General features: G+C 68.6%; 19 protein-coding genes. 13 read left to right on the top strand and 6 right to left on the bottom strand.

Features of this window, described 5'->3' with window-relative positions; all coding sequences use genetic code 11:
* Positions 1 to 69 precede the first annotated feature (69 nt).
* The 4 genes from H5411_RS07740 to H5411_RS07725 are packed head-to-tail and all read left to right on the top strand — an operon-like array spanning position 70 to position 3,140.
* Entirely contained in the window at positions 70 to 873 is an 804-nt protein-coding gene (locus tag H5411_RS07740; RefSeq protein ID WP_101436949.1) for a substrate-binding periplasmic protein, read from the top strand.
* Between the two features lie 20 nt (positions 874 to 893).
* Positions 894 to 1,655 carry an ABC transporter substrate-binding protein gene (locus H5411_RS07735; protein ID WP_101436950.1) on the top strand — a complete coding sequence of 254 codons (762 nt, stop codon included), beginning with the start codon at positions 894 to 896 and terminating at the stop codon, positions 1,653 to 1,655.
* 4 nt (positions 1,656 to 1,659) lie between these two features.
* The gene (locus tag H5411_RS07730; protein ID WP_101436951.1) at positions 1,660 to 2,403 is read left to right on the top strand and encodes an amino acid ABC transporter permease; all 744 of its coding nucleotides are present in this window, start codon (positions 1,660 to 1,662) and stop codon (positions 2,401 to 2,403) included.
* Positions 2,400 to 3,140 (top strand): amino acid ABC transporter ATP-binding protein, encoded by a 741-nt coding sequence (locus H5411_RS07725; RefSeq protein WP_101436952.1) that lies wholly within the window; start codon positions 2,400 to 2,402, stop codon positions 3,138 to 3,140. Before H5411_RS07730 ends, H5411_RS07725 begins: the two co-directional genes overlap by 4 nt.
* Here H5411_RS07725 and H5411_RS07720 read toward each other — a convergent pair.
* On the bottom strand, positions 3,100 to 3,621 hold the full coding sequence (locus H5411_RS07720) for an NUDIX domain-containing protein (RefSeq protein WP_183123392.1): 522 nt from the start codon (positions 3,619 to 3,621) through the stop codon (positions 3,100 to 3,102). The genes H5411_RS07725 and H5411_RS07720 overlap by 41 nt on opposite strands.
* Before the next feature lie 83 nt (positions 3,622 to 3,704).
* Between H5411_RS07720 and H5411_RS07715 the strand changes: the two genes are divergently transcribed.
* Entirely contained in the window at positions 3,705 to 4,592 is an 888-nt protein-coding gene (locus H5411_RS07715; protein ID WP_167441959.1) for an MOSC domain-containing protein, read from the top strand.
* Here the strand turns inward: H5411_RS07715 and H5411_RS07710 are convergent.
* A complete protein-coding gene (locus H5411_RS07710; protein WP_220816643.1) occupies positions 4,475 to 5,269 on the bottom strand; it encodes an SAM hydrolase/SAM-dependent halogenase family protein in 795 nt (264 codons plus the stop codon). The genes H5411_RS07715 and H5411_RS07710 overlap by 118 nt on opposite strands.
* A 47-nt stretch (positions 5,270 to 5,316) precedes the next feature.
* On the opposite strand from H5411_RS07710, the gene H5411_RS07705 reads away from it, so the two are divergent.
* The 4 genes from H5411_RS07705 to H5411_RS07690 all read left to right on the top strand — a co-directional run bounded on the left by H5411_RS07705 (position 5,317) and on the right by H5411_RS07690 (position 9,669).
* Entirely contained in the window at positions 5,317 to 6,198 is an 882-nt protein-coding gene (locus tag H5411_RS07705) for a phosphoribosylaminoimidazolesuccinocarboxamide synthase (RefSeq protein WP_101436954.1), read from the top strand.
* A 70-nt stretch (positions 6,199 to 6,268) separates the two neighbouring features.
* The gene (locus tag H5411_RS07700) at positions 6,269 to 7,090 is read left to right on the top strand and encodes a helix-turn-helix domain-containing protein (protein WP_101436955.1); all 822 of its coding nucleotides are present in this window, start codon (positions 6,269 to 6,271) and stop codon (positions 7,088 to 7,090) included.
* Between the two features lie 30 nt (positions 7,091 to 7,120).
* Positions 7,121 to 7,957, top strand: a complete 837-nt coding sequence (locus H5411_RS07695; protein ID WP_101436956.1) for a patatin-like phospholipase family protein — start codon at positions 7,121 to 7,123, stop codon at positions 7,955 to 7,957.
* Positions 7,958 to 9,192: 1,235 nt separating this feature from the next.
* A complete protein-coding gene (locus H5411_RS07690; protein ID WP_376772107.1) occupies positions 9,193 to 9,669 on the top strand; it encodes an NADPH-dependent FMN reductase in 477 nt (158 codons plus the stop codon).
* Here the strand turns inward: H5411_RS07690 and H5411_RS47450 are convergent.
* Positions 9,659 to 9,871, bottom strand: coding sequence for a hypothetical protein (locus tag H5411_RS47450; RefSeq protein ID WP_246368847.1), 213 nt, complete (start codon positions 9,869 to 9,871; stop codon positions 9,659 to 9,661). The genes H5411_RS07690 and H5411_RS47450 overlap by 11 nt on opposite strands.
* On the bottom strand, positions 9,868 to 9,990 hold the full coding sequence (locus H5411_RS48390) for a hypothetical protein (RefSeq protein ID WP_281377174.1): 123 nt from the start codon (positions 9,988 to 9,990) through the stop codon (positions 9,868 to 9,870). Before H5411_RS48390 ends, H5411_RS47450 begins: the two co-directional genes overlap by 4 nt.
* Before the next feature lie 164 nt (positions 9,991 to 10,154).
* Here H5411_RS48390 and H5411_RS07680 point away from each other — a divergent pair, with 164 nt between their 5' ends.
* Together H5411_RS07680 and H5411_RS07675 are read left to right on the top strand one after the other, a co-directional pair.
* Entirely contained in the window at positions 10,155 to 11,015 is an 861-nt protein-coding gene (locus H5411_RS07680; RefSeq protein ID WP_183123389.1) for a class I SAM-dependent methyltransferase, read from the top strand.
* Positions 11,016 to 11,115: 100 nt separating this feature from the next.
* Complete coding sequence (locus tag H5411_RS07675) at positions 11,116 to 11,814, top strand: DUF2334 domain-containing protein (RefSeq protein ID WP_183123388.1); 699 nt, start codon at positions 11,116 to 11,118, stop codon at positions 11,812 to 11,814.
* On the opposite strand, the gene H5411_RS07670 is transcribed toward H5411_RS07675, so the two are convergent.
* The gene (locus H5411_RS07670) at positions 11,811 to 12,446 is read right to left on the bottom strand and encodes an MBL fold metallo-hydrolase (protein ID WP_183123387.1); all 636 of its coding nucleotides are present in this window, start codon (positions 12,444 to 12,446) and stop codon (positions 11,811 to 11,813) included. The two genes, H5411_RS07675 and H5411_RS07670, sit on opposite strands and share 4 nt — an antisense overlap.
* Positions 12,447 to 12,645: 199 nt before the next feature.
* On the opposite strand from H5411_RS07670, the gene H5411_RS07665 reads away from it, so the two are divergent.
* Positions 12,646 to 14,142, top strand: a complete 1,497-nt coding sequence (locus H5411_RS07665; protein WP_101436959.1) for an aldehyde dehydrogenase family protein — start codon at positions 12,646 to 12,648, stop codon at positions 14,140 to 14,142.
* Between the two features lie 9 nt (positions 14,143 to 14,151).
* Entirely contained in the window at positions 14,152 to 15,315 is a 1,164-nt protein-coding gene (locus H5411_RS07660) for a lactate 2-monooxygenase (RefSeq protein WP_183123386.1), read from the top strand.
* Positions 15,316 to 15,319: 4 nt separating this feature from the next.
* Here the strand turns inward: H5411_RS07660 and H5411_RS48385 are convergent, their stop codons facing one another.
* A complete protein-coding gene (locus H5411_RS48385) occupies positions 15,320 to 15,454 on the bottom strand; it encodes a hypothetical protein (RefSeq protein WP_281377173.1) in 135 nt (44 codons plus the stop codon).
* Positions 15,455 to 15,581 lie beyond the last annotated feature (127 nt).

Here is a 15,581-nt window from a genome sequence, read left to right as displayed (position 1 = left end):
AAGCGCCAGGCCGCCACCCCGCGGCTTGGCGCTTCTTGTCTGCGCACCCCGGATATTCAGGAAGAAGTCATGAGAAAGATCCTCAGCACGCTCGCCGTCGTAGCCGCCGCCACCGCGGGTCTTACGGCGTGCGGATCCTCGGACGCTTCTGGGGAAACCCTGCGCGTCGGCACCCTGACCGACGCCCCGCCCAGCATCTACCTGGAAAACGGCCAGTTCACCGGGTACGACAACGAACTGCTGCGGGACATCGCCAAGCGCGAGGGCTTCAAGGTCGACTTCGTCGGCACCGAGTTCTCCGGGCTGCTCGCGAAGGTGGCCGGCGGCCAGCTCGACATCGGCAGCTCGACGATCTCCGCGACCGCCGCGCGCAAGAAGACCGTGGCGTTCAGCAACGGCTACGACACCAGCTACACCACCGTCGTCAGCAAGAAGGGCGCCGCGCTGCCCGCCGCGAACTCGTTCGCCGGCAAGCGGGTCGGCGTCGTGCAGGGATCGGTGCAGGACGAGTTCGCCGCCAAGCTCGCCGGGGCCCAGGTCGTGCGGTTCCCGGACTACAACGCCGGTTTCGCGCAGTTGAAGACCGGCGGTCTCGACGGCTGGGTCGTGCCGAAGGACATCGGCCAGAAGTACCTCGACCAGAACCCGGCGGTGCCGCTCGAATTCGGCTACACCGTCGCGGACAAGGACACGCCGTCGGCGTTCGCGGTCGCCAAGTCGAACACCGAGCTGCTGAAGAAGATCAACGACGGCCTGGCCAAGGCGATCGCCGACGGCACCGCGGCCCGGCTGCACGCGCAGTTCTTCAAGGAGGCTCCGATCGCGAAGGAGCTGGAGAAGGGCGGACCGGGCCTCCCGGTGGCGAACTCCTGATGCGCGGGCACACTGGTGGCATGAAGAAACTGATCGTCACCGCCCTCGCGGCGGCACTGGTCGCCGGTCTCACCGCGTGCGGTGGCGACGCCGGCGAGACCTTGCGAGTCGGCACGCTGAGCGACTCCCGGCCCAACGCGTACCAGGAGAACGGCCAATTCACCGGCTTCGACAACGAGCTGCTGAAGGATATCGCCGCGAAAGAAGGCCTGAAGCTGGAATTCGTGTCGACCGATTTCTCGGCACTGCTCGGCAGCGTCGCGAACGGCCGGTTCGACATCGGCAGCTCGGCGATCGCGCAGACCGAGGCGCGCAAGAAGACGGTCGCGTTCAGCGATCCGTACAATTACCAGTCGCTCGGCATCGAGGCGAAGTCGACTGCGGGCATCTCCGACGAGAATTCGTTGGCAGGCAAGCGGATCGGCGTGGTGCAGGGAACGGTGTCGGACACTTGGCTGGGCGCGAACGCGCCGAAGGCCCAGGCGGTCCGGTTCCCGAGCGACGCGGCGGCGCTGAGCGCACTGAGCTCTGGAGCGGTCGACGGTGCGGTGTTCGACCAGGTGTCCGCGGAGGACTACGCGGCCAAGAACCCCGCGCTGAAGGTCACGAAGGCGATCACCACGAGCATTCCGCACGGGTATGCGGTGCGCAAGGGCAACACCGAGCTGCTGGCCAAGCTGAACGACGGCATCAAGAAGGCCGTCGCGGACGGCACCTGGCAGAAGGTGCACCAGCAGTTCGAGCCGAACATTCCGGTCCCCGCTGATTTCAAGACGAAGTAGCCTGATGGATCAGTTCCTCGACACTTTCCTCAACTGGACCTACATCTGGGAAGTTTTCCCGGACCTGCTCAAAACCGGCCTGCTGAACACCCTGATCCTGTCGGTGTCGGCGGCGGTCATCGGGACCCTGCTCGGCATGGTGCTCGCGGTGATGGGCCTGTCCACCAAGCGCTGGCTGCGCTGGCCGGCGCGGGTGTACACGGACATTTTCCGCGGCCTGCCCGCGATTCTGACGATCCTGGTGATCGGGCAGGGCGTCGGCCTGCTCGCCCGCGGTCTGGTGGGGAACAACCCGTACCCGCTGGGCATCGCCGCGCTCAGCCTGATCGCCGCCGCGTACATCGGCGAGATCTTCCGGGCCGGCATCCAGAGCGTCGACAAAGGACAGCTGGAGGCGAGCCGCGCGCTCGGCATGAGCTACTCCAAGGCGATGCTGCTGGTAGTGATCCCGCAGGGCGTGCGGCGGGTGCTGCCCGCGCTGGTGAACCAGTTCATCGCGCTGGTGAAGGACTCGACCCTGGTGTACTTCCTCGGTTTCCTTACCTCGCAACGGGAACTGTTCCGGATCGGCCAGGACCTCGCGGCCAACACGGGCAACCTGTCGCCGCTGGTGGCCGCCGGGGCGGTCTACCTGGTGATCACCGTGCCGCTGACGCACCTGGTGAACTACATCGACAAGCGGCTGCAGACCGGTCGCAAGGTGACCGCGGAAAGCACCGAAATGCTCGCGGGCGGGGCGGCGATATGAGTACGGCGATTCGTTCTTCCTCGGTGGAACTGCGCGACATCCACGTTCGTTTCGGCACGTTGGAGGTCCTGCGCGGGGTGAACCTGAAGGTGCCGAGCGGCAGCACCACGTGTGTCATCGGCCCATCCGGTTCGGGCAAGTCGACCTTGCTGCGCTGCGTGAACCGCCTGCAGGAACCGGACAGCGGCGATTTGCTGCTGGACGGCGAGAGTGTCATCGCCTCGGATCCGGACGCGTTGCGCCAGCGCGTGGGAATGGTGTTCCAGCACTTCAACCTGTTCGGGCATCGGTCGGTTTTGGACAACATCGTGCTGCCGCTGCGCAGCGTGCGCGGTATGTCCAAAGAGGACGCCGCAGAGGTCGCCCGGGCCCGGCTGGCGGAAGTCGGCCTCGCGGACAAGGCCCCGTACCGCCCCGCGGCGCTGTCCGGTGGCCAGCAACAGCGAGTGGCGATCGCTCGTGCGCTGGCGATGGAACCGGAAGTGATGCTCTTCGACGAGGCGACGAGCGCGCTGGACCCGGAGCTGGTGAAAGGCGTCCTGGACCTGATGGCGGGGCTGGCTTCGCGTGGTCTCACCTTGATCGTGGTGACGCACGAGATGGGCTTCGCCCGGAGCGTTGCCGACGAGGTCGCGTTCATGGACGCTGGGCGGATCGTGGAGCAGGGGACGCCGGAGCAGGTGTTCGAGGCACCGGCTAGTCCTCGGTTGCAGCAGTTCTTGTCGCAGGTGCTGTGATCGGCTGGCCGTTCTCGCAGAGGATGAAGCTGTCACCGGTCTGGGCGGCGTCCCAGGCCACTCGGAGCCGCCGGGCCAGTGACGGTGCTACTCGCTGAGTTGCTTCGTCGATCGACAAGAGGTGCACGGCCAGGATCTCCGGGTCGGTGAGAGCGAGGCGGGTGGTTTCTGCCGCGGAGATTCGCCCGCCGTCGAAGATGAACGCGAGGCCTTCCGGAATCCGGCCGTCGTCCGGTGCGTAGTCGAAGACCAGCAGCGGGCCGAGCGGGCGGTCGATCCCGATTTCCTCGGCTTGCTCCCGGCGCGCCGTGCGCCACGGCGGCTCGCCCGCGTCGCATACCCCGCCAGGTATGTCCCAGCTGTCCTTGTAGGACGGCTCAACGAGCAGGACGCGTCCGGTTTCGTCGCGGAGCAGAGTGCCAGCCGACATCCGCTTCCGCGGCAGCGAGCGCATGTACTCGTCGAACGGCAGCAGCTCCACGAGTCCGCAGGGTACCGGCGCGGCGGCGGTTCATGCGGAATCGTGCACCCCGTCCGCTTCGGACCACCAGGTACCGTGATGCCATGGGGACGATCTCTCGGCTCACGTACTACCCGGTCAAAGGCTGCGCCGGCACGACAGTCCAGTCCGCCGACGTAACCCCGGCCGGTCTCGCGCATGACCGTGAGTTCATCGTCACCGCCCACGACGGAGATTTCCGCAGCCAGCGCCGCTTCCCGGTCATGGCCACGGTCCGGCCCCGCATCCTGGACGGCGGCACCCGCCTGGCCCTGTCCGCGCCCGGGATCGAAGACCTGACCATCGAAGTCCAGAAGGACGGTCACCGGCACCCCGCGGCCACCTTCAGCTGGACCGGCGAGGGCATCCACCAGGGTGCCGACGCCGCTGAGTGGTTCTCCACCGTGGTGGGTCAGCCATCCGTGCTGCTCGGCGTCACACCGGAGCATGAGCGCGTCACCAGCGGTGAGACCCCCGGTACCGCGTGGTTCGCCGACGGGCACGCGATCCTCGTCGTCTCCGAGTCCTCTTTGGACCACCTGAACGAACGGATCGCCGAGCGCGGCGGCGAACCGGTGCCGATGGACCGGTTCCGGCCCAACCTCGTGATCCGCGGCTGGGCGGAACCGCACGCCGAGGACTCGGTCCGGCGGATGGAAGCCGGCGGGGTCGAGTTCGCCTACGCGAAGCTGTGCGTCCGTTGCGCGGTGCCGATGGTGGATCAGGAAACCGGCAAGCGCTCCGGCCCGGAGCCGATCCGGTCGCTCGCCGCGTACCACCGCGACCCGGAGGGCGGCGTCCTCTTCGGCATGAAGGCGGCGGTGACCCGGCCCGGTCAGCTGGCAGTCGGCGACGCGGTGATGGTGCATTCCTCGGTCGGCCCGATTCGCAGCACCGAAGCCGCCGAGCCGCCGTTGACCGCGACGGCCAGCTTCCCCGCCGAATCGGTGTAGACGAGGTTCGCGCCGCGCGGCACGTCGGCGAAGGTCCGGCCGATCGCCGCGGACACCGCGACGTGCTCGCTGTGCACCGTCACCTCACCGGTCAAGCCGGTTAGTTCGAGGTCGGCGGGGGTGGCGGCGAGTTGGACGTTGCCGAAGTGGTCGACCGTCAGCACGTCCGAAACGAGCTTGCCCGGGAAAGCCGCGACCAGCGGTTCCGGCAGCCGCACCGGGTCGTCGATAGCAGGCCCGAAGGAACCGGGGTGCGCGCCGAGAGCGAGCTTCGCGGCAACCGGGGCGAAGACGTCACGGCCGTGAAAGGTCGCCGACGTCGGCGTGCGCACATCGATCACGTACGACGCGTACACGCCGCCTAGCGCCTCTGCGGCAGGCAGCAGCAGGCCGTTGTCCGGGCCGACCAAGATGCCGTGCGTCGCGACCACCACGATGCCATGGCGCTCTGTCCCGACGCCTGGGTCGACGACAGCGAGGTGTACGGCCTTAGGCAGCGACGGCACGGTCTGAGCGAGCACTGCCGCGCCTGAGCGCACCTGGTGCGGTGGGACGAGGTGAGTCACGTCGAGAACGCGTACGTCGGGCGCGATGCCGGCGATGACCCCGTGGCAGGCGGCCACGAAGCCGTCGCGCAGCCCGTAGTCGGAGGTGAACGAAATCCAGCGGTAGGCCATGACCTGCATCATCCTCGATGGAGCGGCGCTCGGGTTAGGGTGCAGCGGTGACGACGCTCGCCGATTACCCGAAGATCGCCGCCGGAAAAGTCCGGGACCTGTACGCGGTCGGGGACGACCACCTGCTGCTGGTCGCCTCGGACCGCATCTCCGCCTACGACTTCATCCTGGACACCCCTATCCCGGACAAGGGCCGCGTGCTCACGGCGATGAGCGTGTTCTGGTTCGAGCAGCTGTCGGACCTGGTCCCGAACCACCTTGTCGCGTACGACGACCCGCGCATCCCTGCCGAGGTACGCGGGCGCGCGCTGCTCGTACGCCGTCTCGACATGCTGCCGGTGGAAGCTGTCGCGCGCGGGTACCTCACGGGGTCCGGGTACTCGGACTATCAGCGTACGGGCGCAGTGTGCGGCGTAGAGCTGCCCGAGGGTCTCGTGGAGGCCTCGAAGCTGCCGTCGCCGATCTTCACGCCCGCGACGAAGGCGGCGTTCGGCGAGCACGACGAGAACGTTTCGTTCGACGCAGTGGTCGCGACTATCGGCGCGAAGCGCGCGGAGGAGCTACGCGAGGCGACGCTCGCGGTGTACCGCCGTGGCGCGGAAGTGGCGGCGAAGCGCGGGATCCTGCTGGCGGACACGAAGTTCGAGTTCGGCGTGGACGAGACGGGCGCGCTGGTGCTGGCGGACGAAGTGCTGACGCCGGATTCGTCGCGGTACTGGCCGGCGGAGGGGTACGAGCCGGGAAGGGTGCAGCCGTCGTTCGACAAGCAGTACGTGCGCAATTGGCTGACGGGGCCGGAGTCGGGCTGGGACAGGGAGTCGAACGTACAGCCGCCGCCGTTGCCGAGTGAAGTGGTGGAGGCGACGAGGGCAAGGTACGTGGAGGCGTACGAGAGGATGACGGGGTTGTCGCTGGAGGACTGGCTGTAGGGAAGAGAGAGCGAAGGCCCCAGGGGAGAGAACCCCGAAAACTGTCGGCACCCCCTGACACACTGCAACCATGACCACACCGTACGCAACACCGCGCGCGAGGGCATTGGGCCTGGAGTTACGCGCGGCGCGGGAGAGAAGAAGACTGGGTGTAAGAGAGTTGGCCCGGTTGCTGGGGATGACGCCTGGTTTCGTGACGAACTGGGAACGAGGACTGCGGCTGCCGAAGCCGGAGGACATCGGAGCGGTCCTGGCGCACTGCAGGGTGATCGGGCCGGACCGCAGGCGAATAGTGGAGATGGCGCGAGGAGCGCGAGAGCAGGACTGGATAGACAGCGGCGGAGAAGAGCCGTACCTGGAGTGGGAGCGCACGGCGGACGCGGTGTTCGGCTGGGAGCCGGAAGTCGTGCCGCCGTTGTTGCAGACGAGCGGGTACGCGCGAGCGCTGCTGTCGAGTGCTGCGGGCGTTGTCGCGGACGAGGTGGACGCGCGGGTAGCCGAGCGGCTGTCGCGGCGAGCAGTGCTCGATTCGGGCACGCGGTGTGTGCTGGTGCTGGGGGAAACGGCGCTGCACAAGAGGATCGGCGGCGCGGAGGCGATGGCGGAACAGCTGCGGCACCTGCGCGAGCGGTTGGCGGAAGGCAAGGTCGAGGTGCGGGTGGTCCCGGCGGACCGGCACCCGGATCTGGGCAGGGGATTCACGATTTTCGATTTCGCGGACCTGCCCTCGATCGTGCACGAGCGGTTGCTGCGGGAAAGCGCGAGCAGTTCGAGCCCGGCGCGAGTGGCGAAATACCGTGAGGTGGCGGAGACGTTGCTGAAGTTGTCGCTGCCGAAGCCAGAGACGGACGCCCTGCTGGAGTCGGCGCTGCGGAAATTGTCGGTGCCCTAGGGCAGAGTGGGTGCCGGGGAAAGGAGCGGCATGAGCCGAGCTTTGGTGTTGGGCGGCGGTGGCGTCGCCGGGATCGCGTGGGCGACCGGATTGCTGACCGGTCTCGCGGAAGCGGGCCAGGACGTGACCGGAGCCGACGTGCTGATCGGCACGTCGGCGGGCGCGGCGGTGGCGGCGCAGGTGGGCAGCGGATTGCCGCTGCCGCAGCTCTACGCGCGGCAGACCGATCCGTCCTTGCAAGCGGCGGAGATCGCGGCCGAGTTCGACCCGGAAAAGTTCGGCGAGGAGTTCGCCGCGGTGCTGGCCGAGGTCGGCACCGCGGCGGAAACCCGCCAGGCGATGGGAAAATATGCCCTGGCCGCGGAAACCGTACCGGAACCGCGGCGGCGCGCGGTGATCGAATCCCGCCTGCCGTCTCATGAGTGGCCCGAGCGTGCCGTGAAAATCGTTGCGGTGGACGCGGAAACCGGTGAACCGGCGGTGTTCGACCGCACGTCCGGCGTCCCGCTGGTCGACGCGGTCGAGGCAAGCTGCGCGGTGCCCGGCGTCTGGCCAGTGGTGCCGATCAACGGAAAGCAGTACGTGGACGGTGGCGTCCGTTCCTCCGCGAATGCGGACTATGCAACAGGTTTCGCCCAGGTGACAGTGGTCGTCCCGATGGGCGCGGCAGAGGTGTTCCCGACGGAGCGGTCGTTCGACCAGGTGCTGGCGGATCTGCGCTCGGCAGGCGCGAAGGTGGCGGTACTGGAGCCAGACGAGGCCTCGGTCGCGGCGATCGGCCCGAACCCCCTGGACCCAGGCACCCGCGCGGCAGCCGCGGCGGCTGGCTTGGCACAGGGTCAACGGGGAGGGGTGGTGTGGGAGTGAGGTCGGCGCGCCGCCTGGTGACTTGCCGCTGACCCTCGGCGAGCCATTCGCGGGTTCCGGCGCCACGGTTTTGAGCTGGCCGCGGATGGTTGTCGCGAGATCGTCGTCGGACAATCGTGCCTGCGCTTGGTCGAACTGCCGGTTGCCGGCCGAACGACTTGCGCGCAGTCTGCTCGCCGTCGGTTCCTGGTTGCTGCGGAACTTATGTTCGGCTGGTTGTTGGCGGGTTGTGCCTGCCTGGTAGCCGACGACGTGGTTGCTGTGTGACCTGCGCTCGGGTGGCGGGTTGAGCCTGCCTGGGCGTCGACGACGTGGTTGCTATGGAGTCTGCGCTTGGCTGGTTGCTGGAGGGTTGTGCCTGGTTGGTCGCTGATGGCGTGGTTGCCGTGGAGCCTGTGCTCGGTTGGCGGTTGGCGGGTCGTGCCAGGTCGGCCGCCCACCGCGCGGCTGCTGTGGAACCTGCGCTCGGCCGAGTATCGGCGAGCTGGGTCGGCTCCGGCGCGGCCTGGTCGCAGGCGGTCGATGTTGACGTAGGGCCTGCGCTCGGCACGCGGAGTCAGCCTCGGTGGGGCTCGTTGCCGTTGCTTCCCCAGTGGCCGCGGAACCGGCATTCGGCTGAGTGTCTGTAGGCCGCGCCAGTCCGGCGCAGGCCTGCCTCGTCGATTCCAGGGTGCTGCCGAACTTGAGTTCGGGCTGTCTGCCAAAGCAGTGCCGGTTCCGGATCGAGCGGGCTGCTGTCGGTTCCGGGCTGCTGTGCAAGTTGCGCTCGGCGGGTCGTGCCGGTTCTGGCGCGGGCTCGTCGCTGTTGGTTTCGGCTTGCTGCCGAGCCTGCATTCGCCTGGGTGTCGGCGGGCCGCGTCAGCTTCGGTGTAGGTCCGCCCCGCCGACTCCGCGCTACTGGTTTCAGGTTGCTGCCGAGCCCGCATTCGGCTGAGTGTCGACGGGCCGTGTCAGCCTTGGCGCAGGCCCGCGCCGCTGGTTCCGGGCCGTTGCGGTCTGCGCTCCGTTGATTCATCCAATCTCCACTGAGAGTTCACCGCCAAGCTCGCGTGGTCTCGAAGTGGATGGCGGTGCTGGCGTGTCGTGTGGCGATTGCGTTCGTGCGGTAGCAGTGGGTGAAACTCAGCACCTCCGGAAAAAGCCGACCCCGCAACGACTCCCGTGCTGGCACACTGGGCTTCGTGCTTCTGCTCATCAGCGGCAGTCTGCGGGCCGGCTCGGTCAATGCGGCTGTCATCGCGACCGCGGCCGGCTTTACGTCGTCCACTGTGTACGGTGGGCTCGCTGGGCTGCCGCACTTCAATCCGGACTGTGATCGGGATCCGTTGCCCGTCGAGGTCGTGGCGTTGCGGGAGGCGATCGGGGCGGCGGACGGCGTCCTGTTCTGCACCCCGGAGTACGCAGGCGGCCTGCCGGGTTCCTTCAAGAACCTGCTCGACTGGACCATCGGCGGCGGTGAGATGTACGGCAAGCCCGTCGCGTGGATCAACGCGTCTTCGGTCGCTGCGCCGACCGGGGGTGCGGACGCGCACGAGTCTCTTCGCAAAACGCTCACCTACGCGGGCACCCGCATCGTCGACGAAGCTTGTGCGCGGATTCCCATTCCCCGCCAGGCCGTCGAGAACGGGGCCCTCATCGACCCCGACCTGCGCGGGCGGGTCGCGGTCGCGGTGCGGCGACTGGTCGAGGCGGCCAAACCGGTCAATCCGTGAGCTGCTGAGCCCAATCGAGAAAACCGGTTAGCAACGGCGGTGGGCGGAAGTGCCGCGGCATCCTGCGGCAGGTCGCGAACCGGGCAACGGCGGTCGGTGCTGCCGCAAGCACCCGGAACAAGAAGCCAGTGGTCCGGAGCCGGAAGATTTCGCCGCTGCCGCGGGCGTCCACCACGGCTTCGCGACGGCCGGGCTCGATCACGGATACCGGTCGACCTTGCCGCCGATCTGCGCGGTCGCCGCACCGATGGCGTTGGCCAGCGAGTAGTGGTCCGGTCGGCGGACCTCGCCGGAACCGTCCAGCTCGTTGGGCAGCAGCACCGAAATCCCGTCGTGGTCTTCTCCGAGATGGAAGCACGTAATCCGCCGCCCTTATCGCGGCGTCACCGGACCAGCGGGCCTGGAGTTCCGTCGCCATTCGGAGAGCGCAGGCTCGCCCGAAAATAGGTGGCCCTGCGGTATTTGCCCGAATAGCCTGCGCAAGAGTGAGTTACGAGCATCCCCTCGCCTACCTCATCGGCATCGAAGGAGCCGCGTTGCTCCGCGCGTTCACCGGCGAGCACGACCGCGAGTTCGTTGAAGCGCGTCTAGCTGACATCCGTGCGTTGCTAGCCGACGATAAGCTGGCCAACGGGGTCCAGGTAACTCAGCTCGCCCCGCGAGAAGGGTACGCGCGTTGGGCCGCTGCGTATGACTCCGGCGAGAACGCGGCGTTCGCCGACGAGCCGCACCTCGCGACCATCCTCGACACCATCCCGCCCGGCCGCGCGCTCGACGCCGCCTGCGGCACTGGACGACTCACCCGCCTCCTGGTCGAACGCGGTCACCAGGTCATCGCCGTCGATGGTTCGCCCGAGATGCTCAGCCACGCCAGAGCCGATGAGACTCTCGTCGCCGACCTGCGGGAACTCCCGGTCGACGACGGTTCGCAGGACGTCGTGCTCTGCGGCCTCGCGCTGGCGCACGTGCCGGACCTGGCTCCGGTGATCGCGGAGTTCGCCCGCGTCCTCGTCCCAGGCGGGCACCTCGTCCTCTCCGACGTGCATCCCGAGCAGGTCCAGCGCGGATCGATCCCCTCCGTGCGCACGGCCGACGGCGCTCCGGCTCGGGTGCGAACGAACCACCATCGCGTTGGCGACTACGTGCGTGCATTCCTCAACTCGGGTCTCCCGCCGGTGAGCTGTCAGGAGCCGACGCCGGCACCGGTCGAACCGCGGCATGTCCCGGGAGGCGGGCCGTGGGATCTCTGGCCGTGGTCGCTTAACGGCCTGATCCCGGACGCGCTCGCCGCAGCGGCGAAGGACGTGCCGTCGATGCTCATCTGGCACTGCCGCAAAGCCGCATAACCGCCGAGCCCATCCGGCTGTGACTGTCCGCCGCGTAAGTCTCACTCGCAGTTCACGGAGCGGTCAGGCGGTCGCCACACGGCTGCGGCGCAATGGTGGCGTGGATGCTCGCCTGCTGGTCTCGCTGTCCGGGGTCACCACACGCACGCTGCACCGGTGTGCGCATCTGGCGGCCGAACTCGAACGTCGGCACGTCCCGCTGTCGATTCTGCACGTCGCGCGCACCGGGGACGGGCCTGTCACGGCCTGGGTCCGTACGCGCGCCGCAGCGGGTGATTCCGTGCTGCTCAACGGCTACGACCACCGCATCCCGCCGACGCATCGCGCCGTGCACCTGGGGCGTAAGGCGGAGTTCGCGGCGCTCCCCGCGCACGAAGCGCGGCTTCGGCTCATCGCCGCGAAGGCCGCTCTCGACGCGACTGGCGTAGCTGTCGACGGCTTCGCACCGCCGCGTTGGCTCGCGTCTCCTGGCACTGTGCAGGCGTTGCGGGAGCACGGCTTCACGCTGTGCGCCGACCAAAACGCCGTCCGGGACCTGGTGACCGGCGAGATCCGGCGCGCGCGGGTACAGGACTTCACGAGTCAGTCGCACCGTACGGAGACTGTCCGCTGCTTCGCGCTGGTACTGGCCTCCGCCCGGGCCGCGCGCCGAGGCGGGCTGGTGCGGCTCGGCATTGACGCCGCTGACCTCAGCCGCCCCGGCTTGCGGCAGGCGTTGCTGGACGCGGTGGACGTCGCCCTCGAAAACCGGGCGTTCGGGAGCACCTACGGCTCCCTGCGCCACACCGCTCCCGCCTAGACCTCCGTCGCGACGCCTCGTTCCAGCACCTTCACGTCGGTGCCCTCCGGGGCGAGGTTCTGGAACAGCCCGTAGTGCATCGCCGGGTTGGCCAGCACCGCCTCGTGGATCGGCACCGACCGGCGCGGCGCGACCGCGCGCAGGAAGTCGACCGCTTCGCCCGCCTTCAGCCACGGTGCCCCGGTGGGCAGGCCGAGCACGTCGACCTTCTGCTCGGGCACGAAGAACGAGTCGCCCGGGTGGTAGAACGCCCCGTGGTCGACGAGGTAGCCGATGTTCGGGATCACCGGGATGTCGGCGTGGATCACCGCGTGCTCGCCGCCGACGACCGACACCGACGTGCCGCCGAACTCGAACGCGTCCCCGGGCCGAGCGATCTCGAACTCCAAGTGCAGCTTCTCGATCGCCTCGGCCGAACCGGGGTCGACGATCAGCTTCGCGTCCGGATTCGCCTTGAGCAGGCCGGGCAGCCGTTCGACGTCGAGGTGGTCGAAATGCTGGTGGGTGATCAGCACCGCGGACAGTTCGCGCTCGGCCTCGAAGCCGGTGGAGAACGTGCCCGGGTCGAGCAGAATCCGCTCCGCGGCGGTCTCGAGCAGTACGCAGGAATGTCCGAAATGGACGATCCGCATCAGGTTTTCTCCTTACCAGATTGGTCGCCTCAACTTTACGCTTGAGGCCCGGCCGGACGCTGGTGTCCAGCGCGGGCTCCCGGTCGGAGGACTTTCCGCGCTCGCTCCCGGATGCCATGCTGGCGGGAAGCCCGGGCAACTGTTGGCAGAGTGTCAGCAACCTCGTAGCCTGGGGGTCCACCGAGACGGGGAGACGCCGATGACCGCGGTCCAGCCGAAGCCGACGCCCGTCGGCGAGACGTTCGATTCGCTCAGCCCGGCCACCGACGAGGTCGTCGGCACCTATCCGGTGCACACGGCCGAGGAAGTCGGCTCCGCTGTCGAGCGGGCGAGGGCGGCCGCGCGCTGGTGGGACGGGCTTGGCTTCGCCGGTCGCGCGGAGCGGCTCCAGCGCTGGAAGGGCGTGCTGACCCGGCGGCTCCCGCAGCTGTGCCAGGTCGTGCGCGACGAAACGGGCAAGCCGATCGCGGACGCCCAGCTCGAGAGCGTGCTGGCGATCGAGCACATCGCGTGGGCGGCGAAGAACGCCCGCAAGGTGCTCGGCAAGCACCGCCGCTCGTCCGGCCTCCTGATGGCCAACCAGGCCGCGACCGTCGAGTACCTCCCGCTCGGCGTCGTCGGCGTGATCGGGCCTTGGAACTACCCGGTGTTCACTCCGCTCGGTTCCATCGCGTACGCGCTGGCCGCGGGCAACGCCGTCGTCTTCAAGCCGAGCGAGTACACCCCGGGCGTCGGGAAATGGCTGGTCGACGCCTTCGCGGAGATCGTGCCCGAGCAGCCGGTGCTGCAGCTGGTCACCGGTTTCGGCGAGACCGGGGCCGCGCTGGTCGGCTCCGGCGTGGACAAGATCGCGTTCACCGGCTCCGCGGCCACCGGCAAGAAGATCATGGCCGCCGCCGCGAACACCCTGACCCCGGTCGTGATCGAGGCCGGCGGCAAAGACGCGCTGCTGGTCGACACGGACGCGGACCTGGAAGCGGCGGCCGACGCCACCGTCTGGGGCGCGTTCTCGAACTCCGGCCAGACCTGCATCGGCGTCGAGCGGGTCTACGTGCACGAACGCGTGGCCGACGAGTTCGTCGCGCGGGTCGTCGAGAAGGCGAAGAACGTGCGCGCCGGCTCCGACGAGGACGCGCAGTACGGCCCGATCACCATGCCGTCTCAGCTGTCGGTGATCCGTCGGCACATCGAGGACGCCCTGAAACGCGGCGGGAAGGCGGTGGTCGGCGGCGTGGAGAGCGTCGGCGACCGCTATGTCCAGCCGACCGTGCTGGTGGACGTCCCCGAGGACTCCGAGGCGGTGCGCGAGGAGACCTTCGGGCCGACGGTCACCATCGCCAAGGTCCGCGACATGGACGAAGCGATCGAGAAGGCCAACGCCACCAAGTACGGCCTCGGATCCACGGTGTTCTCCCGGGCGCGCGGTGCCGAGCTGGCATCGCGGCTGCGCGCGGGCATGACCTCGGTGAACGCGCCGCTTTCGTTCGCCGGCATCGCGTCGCTGCCCTTCGGCGGCGTCGGCGATTCCGGATTCGGCCGAATCCACGGTCCCGAGGGGCTGCGCGAGTTCGCCCGGCCGAAGGCGGTGGCCCGGCAGCGGTTCACCGCGCCGATCACGCTCACTTCCTTCTCCCGCAAGGAATCCACGGACGCGCTGGTCGCCAAGCTGATCACCGTCCTGCACGGCAAGCGCTGAGGAGAACTGTTGCCCGCCTTCGGCGATTTCCAGCACGAGATCTACTTCGCCGGATTGTCCGGCCGCGTTCCGGACCTGCCGATGGCGTACGCGGAACTGGAAGCGCGTGCGGCACAAGCGCTTCCGCCGTCCGTACTGTCCTATGTGGCCGGTGGTGCGGGTGACGAGCGGACCCAGCGCGCGAACGTCGAGGCGTTCGAGCGCTGGGGCCTGGTCCCGCGGATGTTCGTCGGCGCGAAGGAACGCGACCTGTCGGTGGATCTGTTCGGAATGCGGCTGCCGTCGCCGCTGTTCCTCGCGCCGGTCGGGGTGATCGGCCTGTGCGCGCAGGACGGCCACGGCGACCTCGCGACCGCGCGGGCCAGCGCTCGGACGGGCGTGCCGATGGTCGCTTCGACGCTGAGCGTCGACCCGATGGAAACGCTCGTCCCGGAACTGGGCGACACCCCAGGGTTCTTCCAGCTCTACACGCCCACCGACCGGGACGTCGCCGCTTCGCTCGTGGAACGCGCCGAGGCAGCGGGCTTCCGCGGCATCGTCGTCACGCTCGACACCTGGGTCACCGGATGGCGGCCGCGCGACCTGTCGACGGCGAACTTCCCGCAGCTGCGCGGGCACTGCCTGGCCAACTACTTCACCGACCCGGTTTTCCGGAAACGGCTCGACAAGGCCCCCGAGGACGACCCGGCGGCCGCCGTCGGACTGTGGGCTCAGCTTTTCGGCAACCCGCTGACCTGGGAAGACCTGCCCTGGCTGCGGTCGCTGACGAAGCTTCCGCTGCTGGTCAAAGGCATCCAGCACCCCGAGGACGCCCGCCGCGCCATCGACGGCGGGGTCGACGGGATCTACTGCTCGAACCACGGCGGACGGCAGGCCAACGGCGGCCTCCCGGCGCTGGACTGCCTGGCCGAGGTGGTCGACGCCGCGGACGGCACCCCGGTGCTGTTCGACTCCGGCGTTCGCTCCGGAGCCGACGTGGTCAAGGCGCTGGCTTTGGGCGCGACCGCGGTGGGCGTCGGCCGCCCGTACGCGTGGGGCTTGTCGCTGGCTGGTGAGGACGGCGTTGTCCATGTTCTGCGTACCTTGCTCGCTGAAGCTGACTTGATCATGGCTGTCGACGGCTATCCGACCCTGGCGGACCTCACCAGGGATGCGCTGCGGAACGTCGGCTAGCCGCTTACCCGGGCACGAAGTACCCCTCGCTCTCGTTCCACGGGAGATCGAAATCGTGCAGGTGCACGCGCCACTGCGCGTCCGGAACGGCGCGGCGCAACTCGGTTACCGAGCCCCGCACCTGTTCGAGCACGGGCATCACCCGGTCCGGGGTCGAACGGCATCGGCAACGACCGAGCCTGGTTCGATGCTGTCCTCATCCAGGGAGAGGCTTTCCTTGTCCGGATAAGGGAAAGCTGGCTCGCGTGGCAGCGGAGGGAAGTGCT

The organism is Amycolatopsis echigonensis, assembly GCF_014174495.1.
In the GTDB taxonomy this organism is placed as follows: domain Bacteria; phylum Actinomycetota; class Actinomycetes; order Mycobacteriales; family Pseudonocardiaceae; genus Amycolatopsis; species Amycolatopsis echigonensis.
The sequence above is the reverse complement of the archived record's forward strand: the minus strand, read 5'-3'. Positions and strand labels throughout refer to the sequence as shown.